The organism is Streptomyces sp. NPDC048288 (genome assembly GCF_043201555.1).
GTDB lineage: Bacteria > Actinomycetota > Actinomycetes > Streptomycetales > Streptomycetaceae > Streptomyces.
In genome coordinates this window covers 89,129-111,731 of the sequence record NZ_JBICZD010000004.1, presented here as the reverse complement: position 1 = coordinate 111,731, position 22,603 = coordinate 89,129, and the positions used below count along the sequence as shown (strand labels likewise).

At 67.7% G+C, this 22,603-nt stretch carries 18 protein-coding genes; 7 read left to right on the top strand and 11 right to left on the bottom strand.

The features are described 5' to 3' along the window. Positions 1–321 precede the first annotated feature (321 nt). Positions 322–900: a hypothetical protein gene (locus ACGFZS_RS15980; RefSeq protein ID WP_393795547.1), complete on the top strand. Its 579-nt coding sequence runs from the start codon at positions 322–324 to the stop codon at positions 898–900. On the opposite strand, the gene ACGFZS_RS15975 is transcribed toward ACGFZS_RS15980, so the two are convergent. The 7 genes from ACGFZS_RS15975 to ACGFZS_RS15945 all read right to left on the bottom strand — a co-directional run bounded on the left by ACGFZS_RS15975 (position 798) and on the right by ACGFZS_RS15945 (position 8,617). After that, the gene (locus tag ACGFZS_RS15975; protein ID WP_393795546.1) at positions 798–1,577 is read right to left on the bottom strand and encodes an IS5 family transposase; all 780 of its coding nucleotides are present in this window, start codon (positions 1,575–1,577) and stop codon (positions 798–800) included. The genes ACGFZS_RS15980 and ACGFZS_RS15975 overlap by 103 nt on opposite strands. 436 nt (positions 1,578–2,013) lie before the next feature. Then, positions 2,014–3,462 (bottom strand): aminobutyraldehyde dehydrogenase, encoded by a 1,449-nt coding sequence (locus ACGFZS_RS15970; protein ID WP_393795545.1) that lies wholly within the window; start codon positions 3,460–3,462, stop codon positions 2,014–2,016. 177 nt (positions 3,463–3,639) lie between these two features. Next, positions 3,640–4,461 (bottom strand): ABC transporter ATP-binding protein, encoded by an 822-nt coding sequence (locus ACGFZS_RS15965; RefSeq protein WP_393795544.1) that lies wholly within the window; start codon positions 4,459–4,461, stop codon positions 3,640–3,642. Further along, positions 4,454–5,446: an ABC transporter ATP-binding protein gene (locus ACGFZS_RS15960; RefSeq protein WP_393795543.1), complete on the bottom strand. Its 993-nt coding sequence runs from the start codon at positions 5,444–5,446 to the stop codon at positions 4,454–4,456. Before ACGFZS_RS15960 ends, ACGFZS_RS15965 begins: the two co-directional genes overlap by 8 nt. Beyond that, positions 5,443–6,312, bottom strand: a complete 870-nt coding sequence (locus tag ACGFZS_RS15955; protein WP_393795542.1) for an ABC transporter permease — start codon at positions 6,310–6,312, stop codon at positions 5,443–5,445. The genes ACGFZS_RS15960 and ACGFZS_RS15955 overlap by 4 nt, the downstream gene beginning before the upstream one ends. Beyond that, positions 6,309–7,256: an ABC transporter permease gene (locus tag ACGFZS_RS15950; RefSeq protein WP_393795541.1), complete on the bottom strand. Its 948-nt coding sequence runs from the start codon at positions 7,254–7,256 to the stop codon at positions 6,309–6,311. The genes ACGFZS_RS15955 and ACGFZS_RS15950 overlap by 4 nt, the downstream gene beginning before the upstream one ends. Continuing rightward, on the bottom strand, positions 7,253–8,617 hold the full coding sequence (locus tag ACGFZS_RS15945) for an ABC transporter substrate-binding protein (protein WP_393795540.1): 1,365 nt from the start codon (positions 8,615–8,617) through the stop codon (positions 7,253–7,255). The genes ACGFZS_RS15950 and ACGFZS_RS15945 overlap by 4 nt, the downstream gene beginning before the upstream one ends. Positions 8,618–9,172: 555 nt before the next feature. Here ACGFZS_RS15945 and ACGFZS_RS15940 point away from each other — a divergent pair. The 3 genes from ACGFZS_RS15940 (at position 9,173) to ACGFZS_RS15930 (ending at position 12,194) form a co-directional block, all read left to right on the top strand. Further along, positions 9,173–9,868 (top strand): TetR/AcrR family transcriptional regulator, encoded by a 696-nt coding sequence (locus ACGFZS_RS15940; RefSeq protein WP_393795539.1) that lies wholly within the window; start codon positions 9,173–9,175, stop codon positions 9,866–9,868. Positions 9,869–9,921: 53 nt separating this feature from the next. Continuing rightward, the gene (locus tag ACGFZS_RS15935) at positions 9,922–11,565 is read left to right on the top strand and encodes an amidohydrolase (RefSeq protein WP_393795538.1); all 1,644 of its coding nucleotides are present in this window, start codon (positions 9,922–9,924) and stop codon (positions 11,563–11,565) included. 173 nt (positions 11,566–11,738) lie between these two features. Further along, positions 11,739–12,194, top strand: a complete 456-nt coding sequence (locus ACGFZS_RS15930) for a MaoC family dehydratase (protein ID WP_393795537.1) — start codon at positions 11,739–11,741, stop codon at positions 12,192–12,194. A gap of 30 nt (positions 12,195–12,224) precedes the next feature. Here the strand turns inward: ACGFZS_RS15930 and ACGFZS_RS15925 are convergent, their stop codons facing one another. The 3 genes from ACGFZS_RS15925 to ACGFZS_RS15915 form a co-directional block, all read right to left on the bottom strand. Continuing rightward, a complete protein-coding gene (locus tag ACGFZS_RS15925) occupies positions 12,225–12,389 on the bottom strand; it encodes a hypothetical protein (RefSeq protein WP_393795536.1) in 165 nt (54 codons plus the stop codon). A gap of 838 nt (positions 12,390–13,227) precedes the next feature. After that, positions 13,228–14,511, bottom strand: a complete 1,284-nt coding sequence (locus tag ACGFZS_RS15920) for a flavin monoamine oxidase family protein (RefSeq protein WP_393795535.1) — start codon at positions 14,509–14,511, stop codon at positions 13,228–13,230. Between the two features lie 213 nt (positions 14,512–14,724). Then, positions 14,725–16,188: an APC family permease gene (locus tag ACGFZS_RS15915; RefSeq protein WP_393795534.1), complete on the bottom strand. Its 1,464-nt coding sequence runs from the start codon at positions 16,186–16,188 to the stop codon at positions 14,725–14,727. Between the two features lie 149 nt (positions 16,189–16,337). Between ACGFZS_RS15915 and ACGFZS_RS15910 the strand changes: the two genes are divergently transcribed. The 3 genes from ACGFZS_RS15910 (at position 16,338) to ACGFZS_RS15900 (ending at position 19,966) form a co-directional block, all read left to right on the top strand. Beyond that, on the top strand, positions 16,338–17,786 hold the full coding sequence (locus tag ACGFZS_RS15910; RefSeq protein WP_393795533.1) for an aldehyde dehydrogenase family protein: 1,449 nt from the start codon (positions 16,338–16,340) through the stop codon (positions 17,784–17,786). 94 nt (positions 17,787–17,880) lie between these two features. Continuing rightward, the gene (locus ACGFZS_RS15905; protein WP_393795532.1) at positions 17,881–19,287 is read left to right on the top strand and encodes an NAD(P)/FAD-dependent oxidoreductase; all 1,407 of its coding nucleotides are present in this window, start codon (positions 17,881–17,883) and stop codon (positions 19,285–19,287) included. A 106-nt stretch (positions 19,288–19,393) separates the two neighbouring features. After that, positions 19,394–19,966: an Lrp/AsnC family transcriptional regulator gene (locus ACGFZS_RS15900; RefSeq protein ID WP_393795531.1), complete on the top strand. Its 573-nt coding sequence runs from the start codon at positions 19,394–19,396 to the stop codon at positions 19,964–19,966. Between the two features lie 753 nt (positions 19,967–20,719). Here ACGFZS_RS15900 and ACGFZS_RS15895 read toward each other — a convergent pair. Further along, positions 20,720–22,315, bottom strand: a complete 1,596-nt coding sequence (locus ACGFZS_RS15895) for a tannase/feruloyl esterase family alpha/beta hydrolase (RefSeq protein WP_393795530.1) — start codon at positions 22,313–22,315, stop codon at positions 20,720–20,722. Between the last annotated feature and the right edge of the window lie 288 nt (positions 22,316–22,603).

Genomic DNA, 22,603 nt, shown 5'->3' with positions numbered 1-22,603 from the left:
GGCGTGACATGCGCGGGACCCGTGGATGTGCGACTGCTGAATGCCGGGCGTCGGGGCCTTTCCGGTCACTCACAGACGCCCGAGAGTAACCCTACCGTGATCAAACGGCCGTAAAGAACGCGAGACGGGGCCGGTGAGCACCACTCCCCGACCTCGCCCGTCCGCACCTCTCGGCGAACGACTGTGACTTTTCTGCGCCCCTTAGAAGCCGTATCTCAACCGAACGTGATCGGTTGATTTCTGCTGGTCAGGCATGGTGTGGCTCTGGATGAGGGAGGGATCCGGCGTTCCTGTTTCCGCTCCGTGAGTGAGGGGTGCGCTATGGCGTCGGTTCTGGGAATGCTGGAGGAGCGGGAGACGGCGGCCCGGGTGAGGGGGGAAGGACTGCGGGAGGAAGTCGCGCGGCTGGCCGGGGCGTTGGAGGCCGCGGAGATCGAGCTGGACCGGCGGGTGATCGCACGGGAGGAACTGGTCGAGGCCTTGGCGGCCTCGGCTGCCGAGACCACCGCCGTGAGCGGGGCGGAGGCGGAAACCGTGTCGTCGCCCGCGCCGGTGCCGGGCTCGATCGTGCCTCCGTGGCGCGAAGGACTGCCGGTGACGGTGCTGGCGCCGGACCACCAGCGGATTCTGGGCGTGCTCGACGAGCGGCAGCCCGAGGGCCAGGGGCCGGTGAAGGCCAGGGAGATCACGGTTCGGCTGGGTCTGGAGACAACGTCGGCGAAGGTCGAGGGGGTGCGCTCGAAGGCCCGGCGTCTGGCGGAGCGGAGGGTGGCTCGTGCAGGAGACGTCGGGGGCATTCAGCGTCTGCCGGCGGCCCGTGGCCGTGCCAGACGCCGGCTCATCCGCGTGACCGTCGACCACCGGATCATCGCCTCGCTGCTGCCCGGCAGCGTCTCGTAGTCCCGGGCCAGCCTGCGCGAGAACGTGCGCTCTGCCACCCAGCGTCTGGGCAGCACCACGAACCCTGACATGTCGTCGGTGCGTTTGACGATCTCCAAGGTCAGCGCCAGTTTCTGACGGCACCAGTCGACGAGGGAGCCGGTGTAGCCGCCGTCGGCCCAGACGAGGGTGATGTCGCGGTGAAGACGGCGCGGCTGCCTCAGCAGGCCCGTGGCGGCGTCCCGGTCGCCGATGTTCGCGGCGGTGACCGCGACGACCAGGAGCAGGCCGAGGCAGTCGGTCACGATGTGCCGCTTGCGCCCGGGCACCTTCTTCCCGCCGTCGTAGCCGCGTGAAGAGGCCGGCACTGTCGCGGCGGCCCGCACCGACTGAGCGTCGATGATCCCCGTCGTGGGCTCGGCCTCACGGCCCTCGCGCTCACGGACCTTCCCGCGCAGCCGGTCATGGAACCCGGTGATCAGCCCGTGCTCGCGCCAGCGACGGAAGAAGGCGTAAACCCGGCCCCAGTCGGGGAAGTCCGCAGGCAACGCCCGCCACGAGATACCGCCCGCGACCAGATAGCGGATCGCGTCCAGCAGCTGTCGGTGGCAGTAGCTTTCCGGCCGCCCGCCCCGGCCCTGGAACCAGGCCGGCACCGGCAGCAACGGCCGGATAACCGCCCACTCCGCGTCCGTCATGTCCGACGGATACCGGCGTTCCCGACCGGGATGACCGGCCGCGTTGCCGTACACGTGCGCGAGGCAATCACACGATGGAGCAGCCGAGTTGAAATGAACGGGCCCGGACGCGTACAACAACGACACCAGGGCCTCCCGGCATTGCTTGGCTAGATTCGCATCCCCGAGCTACCAAGAGGCCCTGTCTTCATGCGCGCACAACGGGGAGATCACCCCGGCGGGAAAGCTGTTCGACCCGCACGTTCCATGATCGGTTGAGATAACAGTCCCAGACAACGCTGTGGAGTTGGTTGTTAGTGAGCACGGGGACAGGTGCGGCGGTGGCGGCTGTCTGTTCGGCCGAACCCCGCCCGTTCTGACGGCGGCGTGTGTCATTGAGCCGTGCCAGCCGTTTCCGCAGGCCACCCCGTAGAGGTTCGGTGCGTGCGTGCCCCGATCACGCCGGCCGGAATACATTGTGAACGAGCTCCTTGGAGTGGCGCAGCATGACGTGGTGAGTCACCGTGTACTCGAGCACGGCTTCGTGACTCATGTCCTTGCCGTAGCCGCTGGCCTTGCGCCCACCGTGCGGCGCCTCCGATGCGATGGGTAGATGGTCGTTTACCCATGTCACCCCAGCTTCGATCTGATGTGCGACGCGCAGTGCTCGTTGTCCGTCGCTGGTCCACACGGAGGAGGCGAGCCCGAACGCGGTGTCGTTGGCGAGTGAAACCGCCTCGGCCTCTGTCTCGAACGGAATGACCGTCAGTACCGGGCCGAAGACCTCTTCCTGCACGATCTCCGCATCCTGCGAAACGTCGGTCAGCAGGGTCGGCGGGTAGAACGCCCCGGGCCCGGATGGCACAGCTGCCCCGCAGCGCGCAGTGGCCCCGGCAGCGATCGCGCGGGTGACAAACCCGTGAACTCTCTCACGATGCTCAAGGGAAATCAGCGGCCCGATGTCCGTGGTCGGGTCATCTGGCCGACCGATGCGTATCGTTCGGAAGCGGTCGGCAATTGCTTCGACCAGTTCGTCATGCACCTCGCGCTGCACGTAAACCCTCGTCGCTGCAGTGCAATCTTGGCCTGTGTTGTAGGTCGCCGCTACGGCGATGCCCTCCGCGGTGGAAGCCAGGTCTGCATCAGCGAACACGAGAGCCGGAGCCTTGCCTCCCAGTTCCAAGTGGAGTCGCTTTGAACTTGCGGACGCGGCGGCTGCGACGGCTCGCCCTGCCCGGGTCGACCCCGTGATGGAAACCATTGCGACTTTCGGGTGTGTTACCAGTGCCTCGCCGATCTCGGGGCCGCCGGTAACCACGTTGAGTACGCCCGCTGGAAGCCCGGCCTCGTGGGCGATCTCCGCGAGACGTACGGTGGAGGACGGCGTCTGCGGCGACGGCTTCAGCACGATCGTGTTGCCCGCTGCCAGGGCTGGGCCCATCTTCCAGATCGCCATGACGAGGGGAAAGTTCCACGGGGTGATTCCGGCTATGACGCCGACTGGCCGGCGGACGAGGAGTGAAGTGTAACCGGCGCTCAGGACACCGGCCCCTGAGCCCTCGAGAGATCGCGCCGAGCCAGCGAAGAAGCGAAGATTGTCGAGCCCGAAGGGGAGCTCGCCCTCGGCGAAGACAGCTCGCGGCTTGCCCGTCTCACGCACCTCGATGTCGGTGAGCTCGGAAGCGTGGGCCGCCAGAGCATCGGCCACCGCGAGGAGACAGGTAGCGCGCTGTGCAGGGGTACGCGCTGCCCATGCAGGTAGCGCGTTTGCGGCCGCACGCGCGGCCTCATCCACCTCGGACGTGCTCGCGGTGGATTCGTCGGCGATGACCTCTTCCGAGACCGGGTCGATAAGTGCGAAGCCCGGGCCGCTTCCAGGCCTTGCGATTCCGTCAATGAACAGCATATTTTTCCCCTTCGAAAGTGTTCAGGCTTGAGGCCGGTTCCGAACGTGTCGAACGGCTGCGGCAAGGAGGCAGACGAATCCAGCCCGATCGTTTGCCGCCGCCCACCACGTCGTTCCGGCGTGAGCCCTTTGAGCTGTGCCGCCCGGCCAAACCAAAGCCGGGGTGTGTCCGCAGGGTCAAAGCGTCGTTGCGGTGCCACGCTCCACCGAGCGCACGGACCGCGTGGGTTTCCAGCCGGGTCCCGGAACGCTGGCGCGCAGCATCCGGGTGTACGGGTGTTGCGGGTTGTCGAGAAGCTCGCCGGTCGGCCCTTGCTCGACGACCTCGCCCTTGCGCATCACCACGGCGTCGTCGGTCAGCTGACGGACGACGGCCAGGTCGTGGCTGATCAGGATGTAACTGATGCCGCGCTCGTCGCGTATATCGGCGAGCACGTTGAGAACCTGGGCCTGGATCGAAACGTCGAGCGCGGCGACCGATTCGTCGAGGATCAGCACGCGCGGGTCGGTGGCGAGCGCGCGGGCGATCGCCACCCGCTGGCGTTGCCCGCCGGACAGGTCCCGGGGTGATGCGTTGATCTGCCGCTGGTCGAGGCCGACGAGCTCGGCCAGTTCGTCGGTGATCCGCCGTCGCCCGGTTGCATCGTGATCGTGGTGCACGCGCAGCACCTCGTCGATGAGCGCGGCGCCGGATTGGCGGGGGTCGAGGCTTGAGTACGGGTCCTGGAAGACGATCTGGACCTCGCGGCCGCGCCGTTTTCGTTCCGCGCCGGAGCGGGCGGGACTCGACCGGTCACGGCCGCAGGCGACGATCGTGCCGGCGGTGGGCCGTTCCAGGCCGACGATCATGCGGGCGGCGGTTGTCTTGCCGCTGCCGGACTCGCCGACGATCGCCAGCGACCGGCGCGGAAGCAGGTCGAAGGAGAGGTCGTCGACCGCCGCCTGGGCGCCGTACAGCTTGCGCAGTCCGCGTACGGAAAGGGCCGGTTCGTCAGGCATGGGCACCGTCCTCGAGTAGATGACCCCGCAGTTGTCCGGCCCGCGAGCAGCGCACCCGGCCTGCGTCCAGGTCGGTGAGATGCTGTTCCTGGTCACGACACGAGTCCTGGGCGTGCGGACAGCGTGGCGCGAACCGGCAGCCGCCGGGCGCCTCGAACGCCGACACGGGCCGGCCGGGTATGGCGTACAGGCGCGGTGCGGTGGCGCTGATGTCCGGCCTGGCCCGTACGAGGGCGGCGCTGTACGGGTGCAGCGGGTCAGCGTGCAACCGGTTCGCGGCGCGGATCTCGACGACCTGACCGGCGTACATGACGCTGGTCCGGTCGCAGACGGCGCCGGCCAGTTCGAGGTCGTGGGTGATGAACAGCATGGCCAGTCCGCGGTCGCGGCGCAGGTCATCGAGGATCGCCATCACCTCGGTCTGGGTCGTGACGTCCAGGGCGGTGGTGCACTCGTCGGCGAGCAGCAGCTGCGGCTCGGACAGTAGCGCGGTAGCGATCATGACGCGTTGCAGCATGCCTCCGGAGAGCTCGTGCGGGAACTGGCGCAGCCGCTTGCTGGGGTCGTCGATACCGACCTCTTCCAGGGCGGCGGCCGCCCGCCGGCGGCCTTCGGTGCGCGGCACGTCGTTGAGGAGCCGCAGCGACTCGGTCATGAAGTCTTCGATGCTCCGCACCGGGTTGATGTGCGCCCGTGGGTCCTGGAAGACGACCGCCACCCGCGCCCGGTGCCGCCGCAGCTCGGCGCCGCGCAGGGCCAGCACGTCGACGCCGTCGAAGGTGACCGCGCCGGACACTTGCGCGCCGCCAGGCAGTAGCCGGGCGATGGCCTTGGCGGTCATGGACTTGCCGGAGCCGGACTCGCCGACCAGGCCCATGGCCTCGCCCGCGGCGATCTCCAGGGTGGTACCGGTGATGACCTCACGGTCCTCGTTATCCAGCCGCAGCCGTACGGTGAGGTCGCGTACCTCGAGCAGCGCGCTCACCGGCGTGCCTGCCTGGCCCGGGCCTCCTGGCTTTCGCCGAGGAAGGTGACTGCTGAGACGACCGCGATGATGCAGAGCGTCGCCGACAGCGATTCGAGCGGAAATCCCTGCAGCAGCCCTGCCTTGCCGTCGGAGATCATGACACCCCAGTCGGCCTGCGGTGACTGAACGCCCAGGCCGAGGAAGGAGATTGCTGCCAGGTCGACCATCGCGAAGCCGAACAGGATAGTGCCCTGCGCTACGATCAGGCTGGAGATGTTGGGCAGCAGGTGGCGCAGGCACAGCCGCCACGCGCTGAAACCCTGCACCTCCAGAGCCGCGATGTAGGCCATCGCCCGCTGTTTGAGAGCGGCGCTGCGCAGCACCCGGGTCACATACGGGATGTACGCGATCGAAAGCGCGAGACCGGCCGAGAACAGCCCCGGCCCGAGGATCGCGGCCGCGACCACGGCCAGCAGGATCCCCGGGAAGGCGAACAGCACGTCGAGCACCGCGGAGGCGACAGCGTCGACAGCACCGCCGAACCAGGCCGTCGTGACCGCGACGACCGATCCGGTGACCACCGAGACGAGCGCCACGAAGCCGGCGCCGAGCATCGTGGTGCGGGCGCCGGTCATGAGGCGGCTCAGCAGGTCCCGTCCCTGACCGTCGAAGCCGAGCAGGTGCGAGCCGTACGGGCCGACGTTGGCGAACGACAGATTCGCCAGGTCGGGGTCGAACGGGCGCAGCACCGGACCGAGCAGCGCCAGCAGGGCGGCGAGGATCACGACGACGAGGCTGATCCAGCCGAGCGGGCCCAGCCGCATCTGCCGACGGCCCGTGGTCGCGGACCCGGCGACCGGCGCCGGAGTCTGGACGATCGTCATGCGGCACCACTTCCCAGGGCTATGCGCGGATCGAGCACCGCGTAGAGGATGTCGACCAGCAGATTGGTCAGGACGAAGGCGAGCACGAGCACCAGGCTGATGCCCTGCACGACGGCGACGTCCTTGTCCTGGGCGGCCTGTACCAGGTAGGCGCCCAGTCCGTTGAGCCCGAACGCAGTCTCGACGACCGCGGACAGGGCGATGAGGCTGGCGATCGTGATGCCGACAACCGTGGTGATCGGGATCGCCGCGTTGCGCAGGACGTGCCGCCGCACCACGCCCGCCCAGGGCAGGCCGCGGCTCACGGCCGTCTGCACGTGTTCCCGGCCGATCTCCTCGCGGACGGCCGCCCGGGTCACCCGGGTCACCAGCGCGACGGAGGTGGCGGCCAGCGCGAGCGACGGCAGCAGCAGGTGCCGCAGGGAGTCGCCGAAACCCTGGCCGGTGCCGAGGGCGGGAAGCCAGCCGAGCTTGACGGCGAACACGAACTGAAGGACCACGGCGGCGGCGAACGAGGGCAGCGCCGCCGAGACGGTCGAGGTCAGCAGCACCCCGGTGTCGACCATCCCCCTGCCGAGTGCGCCGAGGAGACCGAGTCCCACACCGGCGATGATGATGATCACCGCGGTGAGCAGCACGAGGCCGGCGGTTACACCGATGCGCTGCTCGATCAGTGTGGACACGTTCTCGTGCAGCGGGATGGACTCGCCGAGGTCGCCGTGCAACGCTGCCGTCAACCAGTGCCAGTAACGCACCAGGAACGGCTCGTCGAGGTGATAACGGGCGCGGAGCTGGGCCAGCGCCGCGGCCGGCAACGGCCGGTTGCCGGCCAGCGCCGACAGCGGACTGCCGGGCGAGACGTACAACGCGCCGTAGATGGCGAAGCTCGCGACGAACACAGTTGCCACGAGCATCGCCATCCGCCGGATCAGGAAGCGGATCACTTGCCGGTGCCTCCGAGGTGGACGGCCCACGGACCGAACATGTACTGGAAGGTCGCCGGCGCGCCGGTCACCGCCTTGTTCATGATCAGCACCGTGTTGGGAGCCGCGAGCGGGATCCAGGTGAGCTGCTCGGTGATGATCTTCTGGGCCGCCACCACGTCCTCGGCACGCTTGGCCGGGTCCGATTCGCCGCGTGCGGCGTCGAGGTATCGAGTGACGTCGGCGTTGCTCCAGCGGTTGAAGTTCTGCGTGCCGCTGGGCAGCGCGAAGGTCCGGTAGAGCGCGGCCGGGTCCGCGTAGTCGGGGTAATTCATGGTCGGGAACATGTCGACCGAGCCGTACGCCTTCGGGTCGGTGAAGAAGTTGATGAAGTTGGCCGGGCTTACGTTGTTCAGCTTGACCTTGAGGCCGATCGCCTCGGCGGCCGCTTTGACGGCAAGTGTTTCCGTCTGGACGGTCGGGATTCCCGACGATGTGCCCAGGGTGATGGTCTGGCCCGCCGCGTTCGCCTGGGTGGCGAGCTCCTTGGCCTTGGCCAGGTCCTGGGTCATTTCCGGCAGCTCGCTGTACGCCTTGGTGAAGGTGTCCTTGGCGTAGCCCCACGTACCGGGAGGCGCGATGGCGTGCGGCAGGTTCGCGGCGCCCTTGAAGACGGTGTTGATGATGCCTTGGCGATCGATCGCGTACGACAGGGCCTTGCGGATCTTGGGGTCGGCGAGCGGCCCCTTGGTGGCGCTGACGACCATGGAGGCAGTGGCGAACGGTGCACCCTGGTAGACGTTCACGGCGGGATCGTTCTTGAGTTGCCCGAGCGTGCTCAGGGCCATCGGGTAGCCGCCAGAGATGGATCCGGTCTTGATCCCGGCGGTGAGCGTCGCGTCGTCCGCGGCGCCGATGATGGTCAGGCTGGTCAGCCGGGGCTTCGGCTGGCTGGTGTCCCAGTAGCCGGTGTTGGGCACGAGCTTGACGCCTTGGCCGGTCTTCCAGGAGTCCAGCTTGAAGGGGCCGGAGCACATGGTGCCGCCGTTCACGGTGCCGAACCGGTCGCCCTTGCTCTGGACGTAGGCCTGTTTCAGGACCTCGCCCGGGGTGGCGGACAGTTCGCTGAGCAGCCAGTAGTCGGGCTTCTTGAGCGTGATCCGGAACGTCTTGGCACCGGTCGTCTTGATCGACGACACCCGGTCGAAGCTGGCCGTGTAGTAGCCGCCGGCGTCTGGGGCGGCAGCCCGCTTGAGGCTGAACACAGCGTCCTGGGCAGTCACCGGGGATCCATCCCAGAAGGTCGCCGCCGCGTTGATCTGGAAGTCGTACTGGGTCGGCGTCGTCGTGGTGACCTTGGCCAGCCCGTCACCGATTGTCATGTCCGGGTTTTGCCGTAGCAGGGAGTCGCACAGGAGCGGATCGACGGCGTTCTCCGGGTAGTCGAACGCCTTGATCGGGTCGAGGGTCTGGGTTTCCCGGTAGGTCGCCCACGTCAGATTCTGTGCATCCGCGGTGGCGGCTGGAGTCAGGACGGTGAACCCGGATGTCGGCGCGGAAGCGGTCGCCGAGCCCTTCGCCTGCGGGGCCGGCGCACCAGTGCATGCCGCGAGCGAACCCGTGGCGGCGAGGGCAATGGCGCCGCGAACGGCGCGGCGGAGGAAGACCTCATTCATCGGCGGTTCCGATCTTTGCGATTAATTCGGGAGCGGTCGTAGGTACGGGCACCAGGTGCGGGTCGGCCCATGGGCCGAGTTCGCGTTTGGCGGCAGCACCGAGATGGAACGCGGTGTCGTCGTCGTGGGGGTAGCCCGACGACCTGCACGCCGATCGGCAGGTCGTTGGATGTTGCGGGGGAACGTATGCCTGCGAGAACGGCCATGTCAACGATGTTCACTTACTTGTTCACATTTGAGTTGGCAGTGATACTCGGGCACATGGAACAGGTTTCGCACGGTGACAGGGTCCGGGGTTCACTCAGCGCGGCGGAGATCGTGACAGCGGCGCTGGGGATCGCCGAGGCCGAAGGGGCGGATGCGCTTACGTTTCGGCGCCTGGGCACGGCTCTCGGTGTGACCCCGACGGCCGTGCTGCGGCACTTCCGGGACAAGGACGATCTCCTGCTCGCCCTCGGTGCTCGGCTGATCGATGAGGCCCTGTCCCAGGTCGATCTCGACGAACCGGACTGGAGAGAGCGCATCCTGTCGCTGTGCCGTGCCACTCGTCGATCGTTCGAGGCACACCCCCGAGTCGCTCTGCTCGTCGCGAATCGGACGCTGCGCCGTGATGCCGAGTTCCAGGCCGCCGATCTCGTGATCGGTGCCATCCAGGAGGCCGGCTTGAGCGGGCGGGAGGCTGCCAGTGTTTACCGGGTGGTCGCCGACACTGCGCTGGCCTGGACGGCCTTCCGGGCTGCCTCCCGCACCGTCGACGCTGACGCCATGCGACGCGACGGTTATGCCTGGAGCCGCGACTACCTGGTGCTGCCGACTGGTCGTTTTGAGCACATCCGGAGCGTCGCGGGCCACCTCGCCGAGGTGGATCAGGAAGATCAGTTCGAGTTGGCGCTCGGGATGTTGCTCGACGCGATCGCCGCCCGAGGCGCTCGGGCCAGGCAGGATCGTAACGAGTAAACGGCGTTGTGAACAGCGTTGACTTCGTGGTGCGGTTGCCGTTCTATCGCAGCATGAGCGATACATACGCCGACTTGGTCTTCGTCAACGGTCCGGTGCTCACCGTCGACGGCGCGCGAACGATGTCGAGAGCCTTGGCGGTCCGCGACGGCCGGATCCTCGCCGTCGGCCACGACCTCGACCACCTGCGCGGCCCGAAGACCGAGGTGGTCGACCTGAACGGTCGCCTGCTGCTGCCCGGCTTCCAAGACGCCCATGTGCACGCCGTGTTCGGCGGCATCGAGATGGGCCAGTGCGACCTGACCGGGATTCTTGACGTCGACGAGTGCCTGTCCCGGATCCGGGAGTACGGCGACGCCCACCCCGAGGCGGACTGGATCACCGGTAGCGGCTGGTCGATGGAGAGCTTCCCCGGCGGCGTTCCCACCCGCGAGTTGCTCGACCGGGTCGTCCAGGACCGGCCGGTCCTGCTCACGAACCGCGACCACCACGGCGCCTGGTTCAACACGGTCGCAATGGAGAGGGCCGGCCTTACCCGGGATACTCCGGACCCGGTCGACGGCGTCGTCAACCGCGACGCCCACGGCGAGCCAGTAGGCGCCCTCCAGGAAGGCGCAATCGACCTGGTCGCGCGGCACATCCCTCCGACCACCTCTACGGAGCGGCTCGCAGGCCTGCTACGGGCACAGCGGTGGTTGCACTCGCTCGGCATCACCGGCTGGCAGGACGCGATGCTCGGGGAAACGCACGGCCACCCCAACCCGGCCGAGGCCTACCGGTCCGCCGCTCTCGACGGCAGTCTCACCGCCACGGTCACCGGTGCCCTGTGGTGGCAGCGGGACCGCGGTGCCGAGCAGATCCCCGAGCTGGTGGAGAACCGCCGCCGTCTCACGGTCGGCCGCCTCACCTGCTCAACCATCAAGATCATGCAGGACGGCATCGCCGAGAACTTCACCGCCGCCATGACCGAGCCATACCTGGACGCGTGCGGCTGCGCGACCGCCAACAGCGGCCTCAGTTTCATCGAGCCGACCGCGCTCGCCGAGTACGTCACCGAGCTCGACGCCCTCGACTTTCAAGTCCACTTCCACGCGCTGGGCGACCGCGCGGTCCGCGAGGCGCTCGACGCGGTCGAAGCGGCCCGCCGAGCTCACGGCTTCCGCGACACCCGCCCGCACTTGGCCCATCTCCAGGTGATCCAGCCCGACGATCTGCCCCGCTTCCGCCAGCTCGGCACCACCGCGAACATCCAGCCGTTGTGGGCCGCACACGAGCCGCAGATGGACAACCTGACGATCCCGTTCCTCGGCCCCGAGCGGGCGAGTCGGCAATACCTCTTCGGCGACCTGCTGCGGGCCGGCGCTACGCTTGCCGCCGGCAGTGACTGGCCAGTTAGCGACGCCAACCCGATCCAGGGCATCCACGTCGCGGTCAACCGGGCCGTCCTGGGCTCGGATGCGAAGGCGTTCTTGCCGGAGCAGTCCCTCGACCTGGCGACCGCGCTGGCTGCCTACACCGCAGGCAGCGCCTACGTGAACCACCGCGACGACAGCGGCAGCCTGCGGGCTGGCAACGTGGCCGACCTCGTGGTGCTCGACCGGGACCCGTTTGACGGCCCTGCCGAGGCGATCGGAGAGGCAGCGGTCGCGCACACCTACGTCGCAGGAAGGTCCGTCTACACCGCACCTGGTGTGTGACCCCCGGCTGTGATGCGGCCGCGCCCGAGCCCCAGGTACGCGGGCGGGTGTCGCATCGATGCCAGCGGGTCTCTTGCGCATGCTCTCTCGTCATCGCGGACGAACTCCCGCGCACCGCCTCCGGAAAGCTCCTCAAGTCCCGTGTGCGCAAGCGCAACCAGTAAGGAACCCCCATGACCCTCACCGTGCACGGCCTCGACGAACTGAAGAAGCTCGTCGGCGGCGACCTCGGCACCAGCGACTGGATCGAGGTCGCCCAGGACCGCATCGACACCTTCGCCGACGCCACCGGCGACCACCAGTGGATCCACGTCGACCCCGCCCGTGCCGCAGAGGGCCCCTTCGGTGCCCCGACAGCCCACGGCTATCTGACCCTTTCCTTGTTCATCCCCCTGTTCACCGAGCTCCTGGACGTCCAGGGCGTCACGACCAAGGTCAACTACGGCCTGGACAGGGTCCGTTTCCCCTCCCCGGTCAAGGCCGGCTCCCGCATTCGCCTCACCGCCGGACTGGCCGAGGTCGAGGACGTCCCGGGCGGCGTCCAGATCGCCGTGGACGGCACGATCGGGATCGAGGGCGGCAGCAAGCCGGCGGCGGTGCTGCGGAGTCTGTCGCGGTTCTACGCCTGAGCCGGGGGAGTCGGGGAGCCTGGCAGCGGGTCAGGCTGAGAAGGAGGCGGCCTCGCGTACCGGGACCAGGTCGAGCAGGCATCGGGCGGCCTCCTCCGACCGGGAGGTGAGCCGTTCGTCGACCGTGCGGAACGTCTTCTCCGCCTCGGCGTCGGCCGCCATGCCCAGCTCGCCGCCCTCGGCCCCGACTGGCATCGCAGGTACAACCTGTTGCGGCGCCATATCGAAGCCGGCCACAGTCCGGCCGCGCTGCACCGCGGCACGATGATCGGCGAGGTGAAGGTGGGAGGCTGGCTGCACCGCCGGCTCTCCACCTGGGATCGTCTCGCCCCCGCCCCGACGGGACCTCCTGACCCGCCTGCGGCTCACCCCCGCGAACCCCTTGCCCCAGGCCGAGCCGGGGCGCCCGCCCGCGGTGAAACGGCGACGTCGTTCCTTCGAGCAGAACGCGCAGATCCTCCGGCTCTTCGTCGAGCACCGGAACCGCCCGCCCGGCCCACGGGAATGGATCGACATCGACGGAGAACGCGTCATGATCGGCCCGTGGCTGTGCAAGGCCCGCACCAGACGCGGCGCCGGTCAACTTCATCAGGAACAGCAGGACTTGATGGCGCAGATCCTTCAGGAAGACTGGACTGCTCGCGCACCGGGACAGCGGCGCCAGGACGGCTGGCGACGGGCCGTCCGGCCCCCTCCAGCGCCCTGATGGAGCTCAGCCGCCCGGCTGCACCTCCCGCCTCGGGCTCGGCTACTGCCTGGCCGCCTACGGCAGGGCGGCCCGAGGTGACAGGCGGGTGGGCTCGCACACAGCGTCTGGGGGCGGTGAACGTGCAGGCGCGGGTGCCGCTTGCGGTGCGGGACTGGCTGGTCTGCTGTTTGGCTAGTTTGAGCCTGACAGCACTCCTCAGTACGCCGGTGGCCGCGCCTGAAGGCCCGATCACCGGCAGATCGGACGACCTCTTGCGTGTTTCCTCGCGATCGGCGCTCCCGCTGTGCTCGTGACCTACACGCTCAGGCGATATCGGCTGGCCGGTCACCCCTTCACTGGTGGCACCCTCTGGCCGCTGAGGTAGGCGCGGACGCGTTCGGCAGCGTCGGCGCCGGAGGTGACTGCTCCGTCCATCCATCCGATCCAGCGCCGTGACACGTCTCCTCCTGCAAAGACGAGGGGCGGCTCGTGCGTGGCCAGTTGATGCAGCTCGTCGAGCTGGCCGGGACGGGCGGTGCACCAGGAACCGCGGGCGAACGGGTCGCCGACCCAGTCGTGCTGCCGACGTGGGCCGAAGGGAATGTCCGGGAACACGACGGCGAGGTGCTCGGCGAGCTGGGCTTCGCGGTGTTCTGCGCTGCCTTCGCGGAGCTGGAAGGAGGCGACGGCGGTGCCCGTGCTGCCGAGCATCCCGTACGTCTCGACGACACCGGGCCAGCCGATGCTCAGCATGGCGGGTGCCGGGCTCGGAGCGTGCGTCCACACCTTGTCCGCGCGTCCCGCATGCCTAGCCGAGGGTATCTGCGCCGTTTCGGGGAGGGCGATGTCCGGCAGGCAGTTGACAGGCACAGCCACGATCACGGTGGTGGCCTCGTGCATGGCCCGGTCTGCCAGAACGACGTGGCAACGGTTGTCGTGGACCGAGACGGATGTGACGGTGCGGTTCAGTAGGACGCGGTTGCCGAGTTCTGCCGCTATCGAGCGCGCCACGGCGTCTGCGCCGGGTGCGACACGGTGGGAGTCGGCTGCAGCGATGGTTGCCTGGACAGAGCCGAAGCCGGCGATCTCGTGGAGCAGGTGCAGCACGCTGTACTCGTTCTCGTCCGCGCCCATCAGCGTGAAGGTTTCGGCGAGTACACGAGCTCGTGCCTTCCCTGACACCTTGAGGCGGTCGAGGTAGGTCGCGAGAGGTATATCGAGGTCATGATGGCCGATGTGCCAGTCGGAGTGGGTGGGGTCGATCAGTGAGGCGTGTGCGCCCATTGCGGCCCATACGCGGGCATATTCAAGTGCTTCGACCGTATTGAGTACCTCTGCGCCTTCCTCGGGCGTGTCGAGCAGATTCCAGCGACGGATCGTTTCCGGGGGTATCGCTTCCAGCCGATGGCCGTAGCGGGCGGCCTCGGCGGCGAAGGCGGTGTGGACGTCGGGCGTGATCCATTCGGCGCCGAGATCCACGTTCAGGCCCGCTTCGGGAAATGGCGCGGTCCATGTCCGGCCGCCGACCCTGTCTCGCGCCTCGAGGACCAGGACCTCCTGTCCGGCCTCGGCCAAATTTCTGGCGGCAACGAGCCCGGCCAGGCCGGCCCCGATCACGATGGCGTCCATGAACACTCCGATGTGGGTAACGGGTGGATGTGCCGCACCGGGGGTCCGCGGTGGGGCACGCGTCGGTATGAGTGGCCCTGGCGGGGGAGCCGTTGTCGGAACCTGTCCGGTGAGCCGCTCTCGCCGTCAGCCAGGCAGGTTGTGGACGCAGGCTTCGCTGCTCTGCCGTGCGCCGCCGGTCCGTTCCGGCGGTGCACGACGGGCCCCATCCGGTCAGGAGCCGGACTGGGGCTGTACTTCTGCGGAGGCGCGGCGATCCTGCACTTTTGTGCGGTACAGCCAGAGAAGTGCGGCGATGGCGAGGACTGCTACGGCGATGCCGAGCTCTCTGAACCCGCCGTATCCGGTGATCGAGAATCCGGTGGCGCCGACCACAAGGATGACTACGAGTGCGAGCGTCAGGGCCCAGGCGAGTGGGATGAAGATGTTGGGCAGCCGGATCGGGCGTGAGGCATCGGGGCGGTCGCGCCGGAGCAGGAGGAATCCGGACACCGCCAGTGCGTGCGTGAGGATGTAGCCCAGGTTCCCAGTGACGATGATGGCCAGCGGTGTCTTGAGAACGCAGAGGACCAGGACGTTGAGGACCAGGGCGACAGTGAGGGCTCGCGCCGGGACGCCTCGGCGGTTGAGGTGTCCGACCTGGCGGAGGGTCAGGCCGCGGCGCCCCATGTCGTACAGGACGCGCGAGCCGTCCGCCAGGCCAGTGATCATGATCAGGAGCAAGGATGCGATCAGGAAGACGACCATGATGTCGGAGGCGCCGCCCACCAGGCTCTGGAACGCGCCGACGTAGAAGGTGGTCGGATCGTTGGCGATCTTGGCTTCCCCGAGGTATCCGGACAAGGACAGGGGGAGCAGAATGAAGATTCCGAGGCAGAACAGGACGCCTGCGCGCAGAGCGCGGGAGGTGTCCTTGACGGTGTCCTTGTACTCCGGAGCGAAGGTGGCGCAGACCTCGACACCGAAGGACGTCCAGGCCATCACGTAGAGCCAGACGACGGCCTCGCGCAGTCCTGCCATGCCGTGCAGGTTCCAGTGCAGACCGCTTGTGCTCCAGTCGCCGCTGAAGAACGGCACGACGATGAACACGGCGAGCGGCACGAGCAGGGCCCCGCCGGTGAGATAGACCAGCCACATCGCCACGTGCAGGCCGATCATCGCGGCGCCGTAGAGGAGCACGATCACGGCCAGTCCGACCACGATGGGGAACGACAGGCCGATGGGGCCGAGGTCGAACGACCAGTCCTGGCCGGGGAACCACTGGGCCTGGACGAAGGAGCCGATGATGCCCGCGTAGACGGCCAGGGCGGTCGTCCACGGGAACCAGTAGCCAATGCTGGCAACGGGCCCGATCACGGGTGCGCGGGACTTCCATGCTTGAGCGGCATAGCCGGCGATGCCGCTGGAGGAGTCGGGGAACATCGCGGCGAGTTCGCTGTAGATCCAGTTCGCGACGGTCGCCAGGACCATGGAGGCTGCCCACAGGGCGATCGAGCCCCATGCGCCCAGGCCGGCGATGGACGCTCCGAGGGACGCGATCAGGGCGGCGGGCATGGTCAGGGACATGGCGAAGCCGTCCCACCAGCGAATCTTCTTGGCGAGGGCTGCCTGCTCCGCGCTGTCGAGGGTGCCGGGGTCGGCAGGAGGGGACGCTGAGGCGTCTGCTGGGTTCGACATGCGAGCACTCTGAGTCAGCAGGAAACGAGAGTCAATACTCATGAATCAGCAAACAATGTGGATGCATTCTGCTCATCCATGAGTATTGACGCCGAATCTTTGCTGATGTTTCATCTGGTGCATCGACGGATCTGTTCTGAGGAGTCGCCTTGGCATCCGCACTTCCCCTGACCCAGCAGCTGTTCATCAACGGCGCCTTCACCGACGGCTCGGGCACCGAGACCTTCGACGTGATCAGCCCGGCTACCGGGGATCGAGCCGGCACCCTTCCGCTCGCGGTAGCGGCCGACCTCGACGCCGCAGTGGCCGGCGCCCACACCGCGCAGCGCGAGTGGGCCCTGGTCAACGTGTGGGAGCGCGCTGCCCTGTGTCACCGCATCGCGGACGAACTCGACGCCCGCCGCGACGAACTGGCCCGGCTGCAGACCCTTGAGCAGGGCAAGCCGCTGGCCGAATCGGTCGCCGACGTCACCGAGGCGGCGCAGCTCTTCCGCCTCCACGCTGAGGATGCGGTGCGTCTGAACGGTGAGACGCTGCTCTCTCGGGACAACAGCAAGCGCATGTTCACCTTCCACCGCCCGGTGGGCGTGTGGGGCATCATCACGCCCTGGAACTTCCCGCTGCTGATGCTGACCGAGTTTGCCGCACCAGGTCTCGCCACCGGCAACGCCTTGGTCGTCAAGCCGCCCACGCACACGTCGTTGACGGTCCTCAAGGCCATGGAGGCCATGGTCGCGGCGGGCCTGCCCGAAGGGCTGATCAGCGTCCTTCCCGGTGACGGCAGCTTCGGTGACGCCCTCGTACGCCACCCCGGGATCCACGCCATCGGCTTCATCGGCTCCTCGGTCACCGGGGCCAAGATCCAGGCAGCGGCCGGCCTGAAGCGTTCCATCATGGAATGCTCCGGCAACGGTCCACTGGTGGTCCTCGCCGACGCCGACCTCGAAGCCGCCGCCAAGGCCGCAGTCGACGGCGCCTACCCCTGCGCCGGCCAGGTCTGCTGCGCCACCGAGCGGGTCATCGTCCACGCCGACGTCCACGACGCCTTCGTCGAGGCACTCCTGCGGGAATCCGAGCGCGTCGTCCTGGGGGACCCCTTCGACGACAAGACCCTCCTGGGCCCCCTCAACAACGAGGCCGTCGCCTCCAAGATGGACCGGCACATGGAAGACGCGCTCGCGAAGAACGCCCGCATCCTCACCGGCGGCCGACGCCGCCCGGGCATGCCTACCGACCTGTACTACGAGTTCACCGTCGTCGACGACGTGCCCGAGGACAGCCTGCTCTCCAGGGAAGAGTCCTTCGGGCCGGTCGTCCCGGTCATCACCGGACGAGACGAGGACGACCTGCTCCGCATCGCGAACGACGACCCGCTCGGCCTGCAGGGCGCCGTCTTCACCAAAAGCATGACGTCCGCCTTCCGCTTCATCGAGGAGATGGAAGTCGGCCAGGTGGTCGTCAACGAGTCGAACAACTGGTGGGACATCAACATGCCCTTCGGAGGCGCCGGCAGCCGGTCGACCGGCTGGGGCCGCATCGGCGGCAAGTGGACGCTGATGGACATGACGGACACGCGCACCGGCGTCATCAGCCTGTAGCAGACCGAGCCGGCCCGTGCGCCCCACCCTCCGCTAGGGCGCCGGGCCGGCTCATCTGTCTGCTCCACAACCGCCCCTTCCCCGCGAGGACTCCATGACCACCCCTTCCCCGTCCGACGACTCCCGTGAACGCCTCAGCCACGCGACCCCCCAGGCGTTCTGGCTCAGCCGCGGTGAACGCCCCGAACCGGAACCCCGCCTCACCCGGGACACCCACTGCGATCTCGCCGTCGTAGGCGGCGGCTACACCGGGCTGTGGACAGCGCTCCTGGCCAAGCGCCGCGACCCCAGCCAGGACGTTTTCGTCTTGGAGCAGGCCATATGCGGACATGCCGCCAGCGGGCGCAACGGCGGCTTCTGCTCTCCGAGTCTCACCCACGGTCTCGCCAACGGCATAGAACGCTGGCCCCACGAGATCGAACTCCTTCAGCGCCTCGGTGCAGAGAACTTCGACGCCTTCCAGCGCGACCTCGATGACTTCCAGATCGACTGTGGCTTCGTGCGCAGCGGCAAGGTCACCGTCGCCGCCACGGCCTGGCAGAGCGACGCACTGCCTGCTGCGGTCGCCCTCGCCCAACAACACGGCGAGAAAGCACGCCTTCTGAACGCCGGACAGCTGCAGGAATACGTCGATTCCCCGCTGTGGCAGAGCGGCATGTTCAGTCCCGACTACGCCCTGCTCGACCCCGCACAGCTCGTCTGGGGACTTCGCCGCGCCTGCCTCGAGCACGGTGTACGCATCGCGGAACACACTGAAGTCACGGCACTGGACACCCAGAACCCGCTGCGCCTGCACACCCCTTACGGGCACGTCACGGCCCAACGTGTCGCCCTCGCCACCAACGTCTACCGCCCCCTCCTGCGACGGCTGTCGCTCTCGATCCTCCCCGTCTACGACTACGCCCTCGTCACGGCACCACTCACCGACGACCAGCTCGCCTCCATCGGCTGGCAGGGCTCCCACGGGATCACCGACGCGGGCAACCAGTTCCACTACCTGCGTAAAACCGACGACAACCGCATCCTCTGGGGCGGCTACGACGCCGTCTACCACTACGGCAGCAGCCGCCAGGAGCACCTCACGCAACGTCCTGCCACCTTCGCCAAACTCGCCCAGCAGTTCTCACAGACGTTTCCCCAGCTCGGTGAAGTGCCCTTCACTCACGCATGGGGCGGGATCATCGACTCCTCCACACGCTTCAGCATGTTCGTCGGCACGGCCGCACATGACCGTGTCGCCTACGCGCTCGGCTTCACCGGCCTCGGAGTGGGCGCCACACGGTACGGGGCAGAAGTCATGCTCGACCTGCTCAGCGGAGAGCGCACCGAACGCCTGGAACCCGCCATGATCCGTCGGCGCCCCGTCCCCTTCCCGCCGGAACCGGTCCGGTACCTCGGTGTCCAGGCCACCAGGGCCTCCTTGGCCCGCGAGGACAGCCACGGCCGCCGTAACCTCTGGCTACGCACTCTTGACAGACTGGGCCTCGGTTTCGACTCGTGACCGGTGCCCTGAGGGCCCGCCACAATATGCGGAGCCTTCAGGAACAGACCACCAGACGACAGGCCCGGCCCAGGGGCAGAAGCCAGAAAAGAGTCCGCACACCGTCATGGCACAACAGGACAATCCCCTCGACGACACTGACCGTCGGATCATCGCCATCCTCCAGGCCGACGGCCGTCGTCCGTACAGCCAGATGGCGGAGGACCTTGGTATCCCAGCCTCCTCTGTCCGCTACCGGGTCCAGCGGCTGGAGGAGAACGGCATCCTCCAGATCGTCGGCATCGCCAACCCTCTGACCATCGGATTCGACCGGTTCGCGATGATCGGTCTGAAGGTCCGTCCAGGTACCGCACGCGAAGTGTGCAGGCAACTCGGCGAATATCCCGAGACCTCCTATGTGATCATGACGACCGGCCAGTACGACATCATGGCCGAGGTCATCTGCCGCGACACACAGCACTTCACCGACCTGGTGAACGAACGCATGCATCACATCGACGGAGTCATCGCCACCGAGTCGTTCTTTGTCCTGGAAGTCCACAAGCTTGCTTACGGCTGGGGAGTGGGCCAAGTCGAGTCCCGTACCTCGGACCCCGCACAGCCCGATGCCGCACCCGAGCACTCCGCCGCTGGCCGGGGTCCGAGCAGCGGCACACGCCCGCAGACCAAGAGCAAGTAGTCCCGGTACCGCAGTCCCCTGCCGCAACGGTAAGGAACCCGACCCTGGTGAGAACTCCTCTGCGCGATGCGCTGGAGGCGTCCACCAGGTCGGGAACCGTCACGCCGCGCCGGCCCACGCAGGCTCGTGCCGAATGAAGGCCCGCCGGTACGCCGTCTTCGAGGACGTGACCGGCCCCGGAACCGGCCTGGCCGTGACCGACTAGGACGCCTACACCAACCACGAGGCCATTCCTGGTCGAGGGAGCCGCGGACGGCGGAGTGGCGCGGGCGAGGCCCGTCGGCGGCCGCCTGCCGGAGTGTCAACGACAGTTTCCACGCAGCCGAGGGCAGTCGCTGCCGACGCAGAACCACCACAGAGCCGGACTGCGGTACCTACCGGCTCGACCATCGGGCTGGGCTGGTGCGCGGCCCAGCCGGCGAGCGTGTCGGCGTCGGCGATGCCGGTCCGGACGAGCACGATCTCGGAGCTCAGACGACGGCCGCGGCGCGCCCGTGGCGAGGAGCACTCCACGGCCGTCGAGGATCGGGGTTGGCCAACGACCGGCCTGCGAGGGCGGCCTTGAGAAAGATGCGCCACCAGGCTTCCTGCAGGTTGAGCCAGCACGCTCCGACGAGCGGCACCGGGTAGTCGCCACCTGCTACGACAAGCGCCGCTACGTCTACCTCGGCACCGCAACCGCCGCAGCCCTCACCATCTGGCTCTGCACAGGGAATCGGCCGGACAGGCCCTGATCCTCCCTCTGCCGGCGACTTATGAGCGCCGGGATGCCACGCAGGTGAAGTTGTCCGCGTCCGTGGTGTCGCCGGAGCCGTTGTAGCGCGGGTACTTCGGGTACTCACATACAGGGCGGGTGAACAGGGGAGTCGTCGACCCGGACGCGGTCTTTGCGGCGACCAAGCGGTCCTGCGCCTGCCCGTGTTCGGTCCAGGTGACCAAAGCACGCAGGAGTGCGCTGCCCGTCGGCTGTGCCCCGGGCCCATCCATGCTGTGGCCGACCGCGGGTGAGGAGAGCAACCTCGCAAAGGACGCGACCTGCTTGGTGCCCATGGTCTTCTTCACGCTGTTGAAGTATGCAGCGGTCTGGTAAGGCGTGACACACGTGTCGGCCATGCCCAGCCAGATCATCAGCTTCCCTCCGTTGTCAGCGAAGGACGACAGATCCGGATCCGTCGTGGCGAGTTGGCGAGACAGCCTGGTCCACTGGCTTCGGTGCGCCGCGACGTTGTAGGTCATGTAGTCCGTGTTCGCATCGTTTGTGACCACCTTCGCGGTCTGGTCACCCACGAAATAGTCGAACGATTCGCGTGCCGTGAAGCTCGACCCGAACACATAGGAGTGCCAGTCGGTGGTCGCCGCTCCGCCAGGGGCGAAGCGGGGGTATCCCACGGAACCGTCGGCGAACTTGACCGGAACCATGTGATCCGAATACAGGAGACGGATCGACTCGATCTGCCCAGCCGTCAGGCACTCGTCATTGTCGGTGCCCTTACAGAGGAGATCGGTCGGGATGTAGTGGCACGCCGCGGTGTTGCTGATGACCCCGTCCTTGAGCCCGTCGAGACCGTCGCAGTGCTTGATCTCGGCCTGGGCGAAGAGCGCGGTCTTCGACGCGTTGAGCCAGTTCTTGGGATTGCCGTAGATGTGTCGGTTCACCTGCGTGAGGTTGGCTTCATGGTTCTGCTGGCTGATCGCCGGTTCCAGCGCGAGGACGCCGTCGTAGTCCTTCGGGAAACGCTGTGCGGCGGCGAGTCCAGCACGTCCGCCGTTGGACTGGCCCATCATGTAGCGGTACAGGGGCTGTTTCCCGTAGAACTGCGTCGCGATCGCCGTACCGACTCCAAGCACGAGGTGGTTCGCGTCGTAGGCGTGGTTCCGCAGAGCGACGTCGTCGGTGGCCCACGGGTAGAAGTCCCTGCCCTGGTGCCCGGAGTCACTGCTGATCTTGACGAACTTGTAGGAGTAGGGGCCGGCCATCTTCTGGTACCACGGGCTGTCCGTCGGGATGAACCCGTCGAACCCGCCTCCCCCGATGGTCAGGGTCTTGCGGTTCCACTTGGAGGGATCGGGCAGCTCCACGGCCCAGTTGATCACTGAGCCCGGTGACGAGACGATCGCTCCTCGTGCGATGCAGACCGTCGGTGTGTACGACGTCGCGGCCCGCAGTGACGTGCTGACCAGCGTCGCTCCGTTCGGAAGCGGCTGAGGGCTGAACGCTGCACACTTCTGGGCGAGCGTCAGCCGGCTGCCTAGCGTCTGGATGCCGGTGGCCGCGTACGCGGCCACCGGCACCATCACCAGGAGTAATGCTGCCGACAGGGTCGCGACAAGGCGCCTGATTCTTCCCACGTTTACCTCACTTGACGTCGAGAGTGGAGATTCAGTTGAAGGCGTCGCCGAACTCCGGGGCGAACAGCCGGATGAGCTGCCGGAGAATCCCGCGACCCGGCTTCGGCAACGCGAGCGTCGGGCCTGCTGAAGCAGTCGACCGTCCTGACAACCACGACAGCGGTCCGGCGCCACAGTTGCCCTGCGTCCCCGTGCGCGAATGGAGTTGATCTATGACGGCGCTCATAGCGGCCCAGTCCACCTCCGCTGCCGGGCCGAAGGAAAGGTGGTGTGCCGCAGAGCGGAACA

Excerpts from the sequence above, each read along its gene's own strand:
- ACGFZS_RS15980 (WP_393795547.1), top strand. The coding sequence starts at position 322 with ATGGCGTCGGTTCTGGGAATGCTGGAGGAGCGGGAGACGGCGGCCCGG.
- ACGFZS_RS15975 (WP_393795546.1), bottom strand. The coding sequence starts at position 1,577 with ATGACGGACGCGGAGTGGGCGGTTATCCGGCCGTTGCTGCCGGTGCCG.
- ACGFZS_RS15970 (WP_393795545.1), bottom strand. The coding sequence starts at position 3,462 with ATGCTGTTCATTGACGGAATCGCAAGGCCTGGAAGCGGCCCGGGCTTC.
- ACGFZS_RS15965 (WP_393795544.1), bottom strand. The coding sequence starts at position 4,461 with ATGCCTGACGAACCGGCCCTTTCCGTACGCGGACTGCGCAAGCTGTAC.
- ACGFZS_RS15955 (WP_393795542.1), bottom strand. The coding sequence starts at position 6,312 with ATGACGATCGTCCAGACTCCGGCGCCGGTCGCCGGGTCCGCGACCACG.
- ACGFZS_RS15945 (WP_393795540.1), bottom strand. The coding sequence starts at position 8,617 with ATGACAATCGGTGACGGGCTGGCCAAGGTCACCACGACGACGCCGACC.
- ACGFZS_RS15940 (WP_393795539.1), top strand. The coding sequence starts at position 9,173 with ATGGAACAGGTTTCGCACGGTGACAGGGTCCGGGGTTCACTCAGCGCG.
- ACGFZS_RS15935 (WP_393795538.1), top strand. The coding sequence starts at position 9,922 with ATGAGCGATACATACGCCGACTTGGTCTTCGTCAACGGTCCGGTGCTC.
- ACGFZS_RS15930 (WP_393795537.1), top strand. The coding sequence starts at position 11,739 with ATGACCCTCACCGTGCACGGCCTCGACGAACTGAAGAAGCTCGTCGGC.
- ACGFZS_RS15925 (WP_393795536.1), bottom strand. The coding sequence starts at position 12,389 with ATGCCAGTCGGGGCCGAGGGCGGCGAGCTGGGCATGGCGGCCGACGCC.
- ACGFZS_RS15920 (WP_393795535.1), bottom strand. The coding sequence starts at position 14,511 with ATGGACGCCATCGTGATCGGGGCCGGCCTGGCCGGGCTCGTTGCCGCC.
- ACGFZS_RS15915 (WP_393795534.1), bottom strand. The coding sequence starts at position 16,188 with ATGTCGAACCCAGCAGACGCCTCAGCGTCCCCTCCTGCCGACCCCGGC.
- ACGFZS_RS15905 (WP_393795532.1), top strand. The coding sequence starts at position 17,881 with ATGACCACCCCTTCCCCGTCCGACGACTCCCGTGAACGCCTCAGCCAC.
- ACGFZS_RS15900 (WP_393795531.1), top strand. The coding sequence starts at position 19,394 with ATGGCACAACAGGACAATCCCCTCGACGACACTGACCGTCGGATCATC.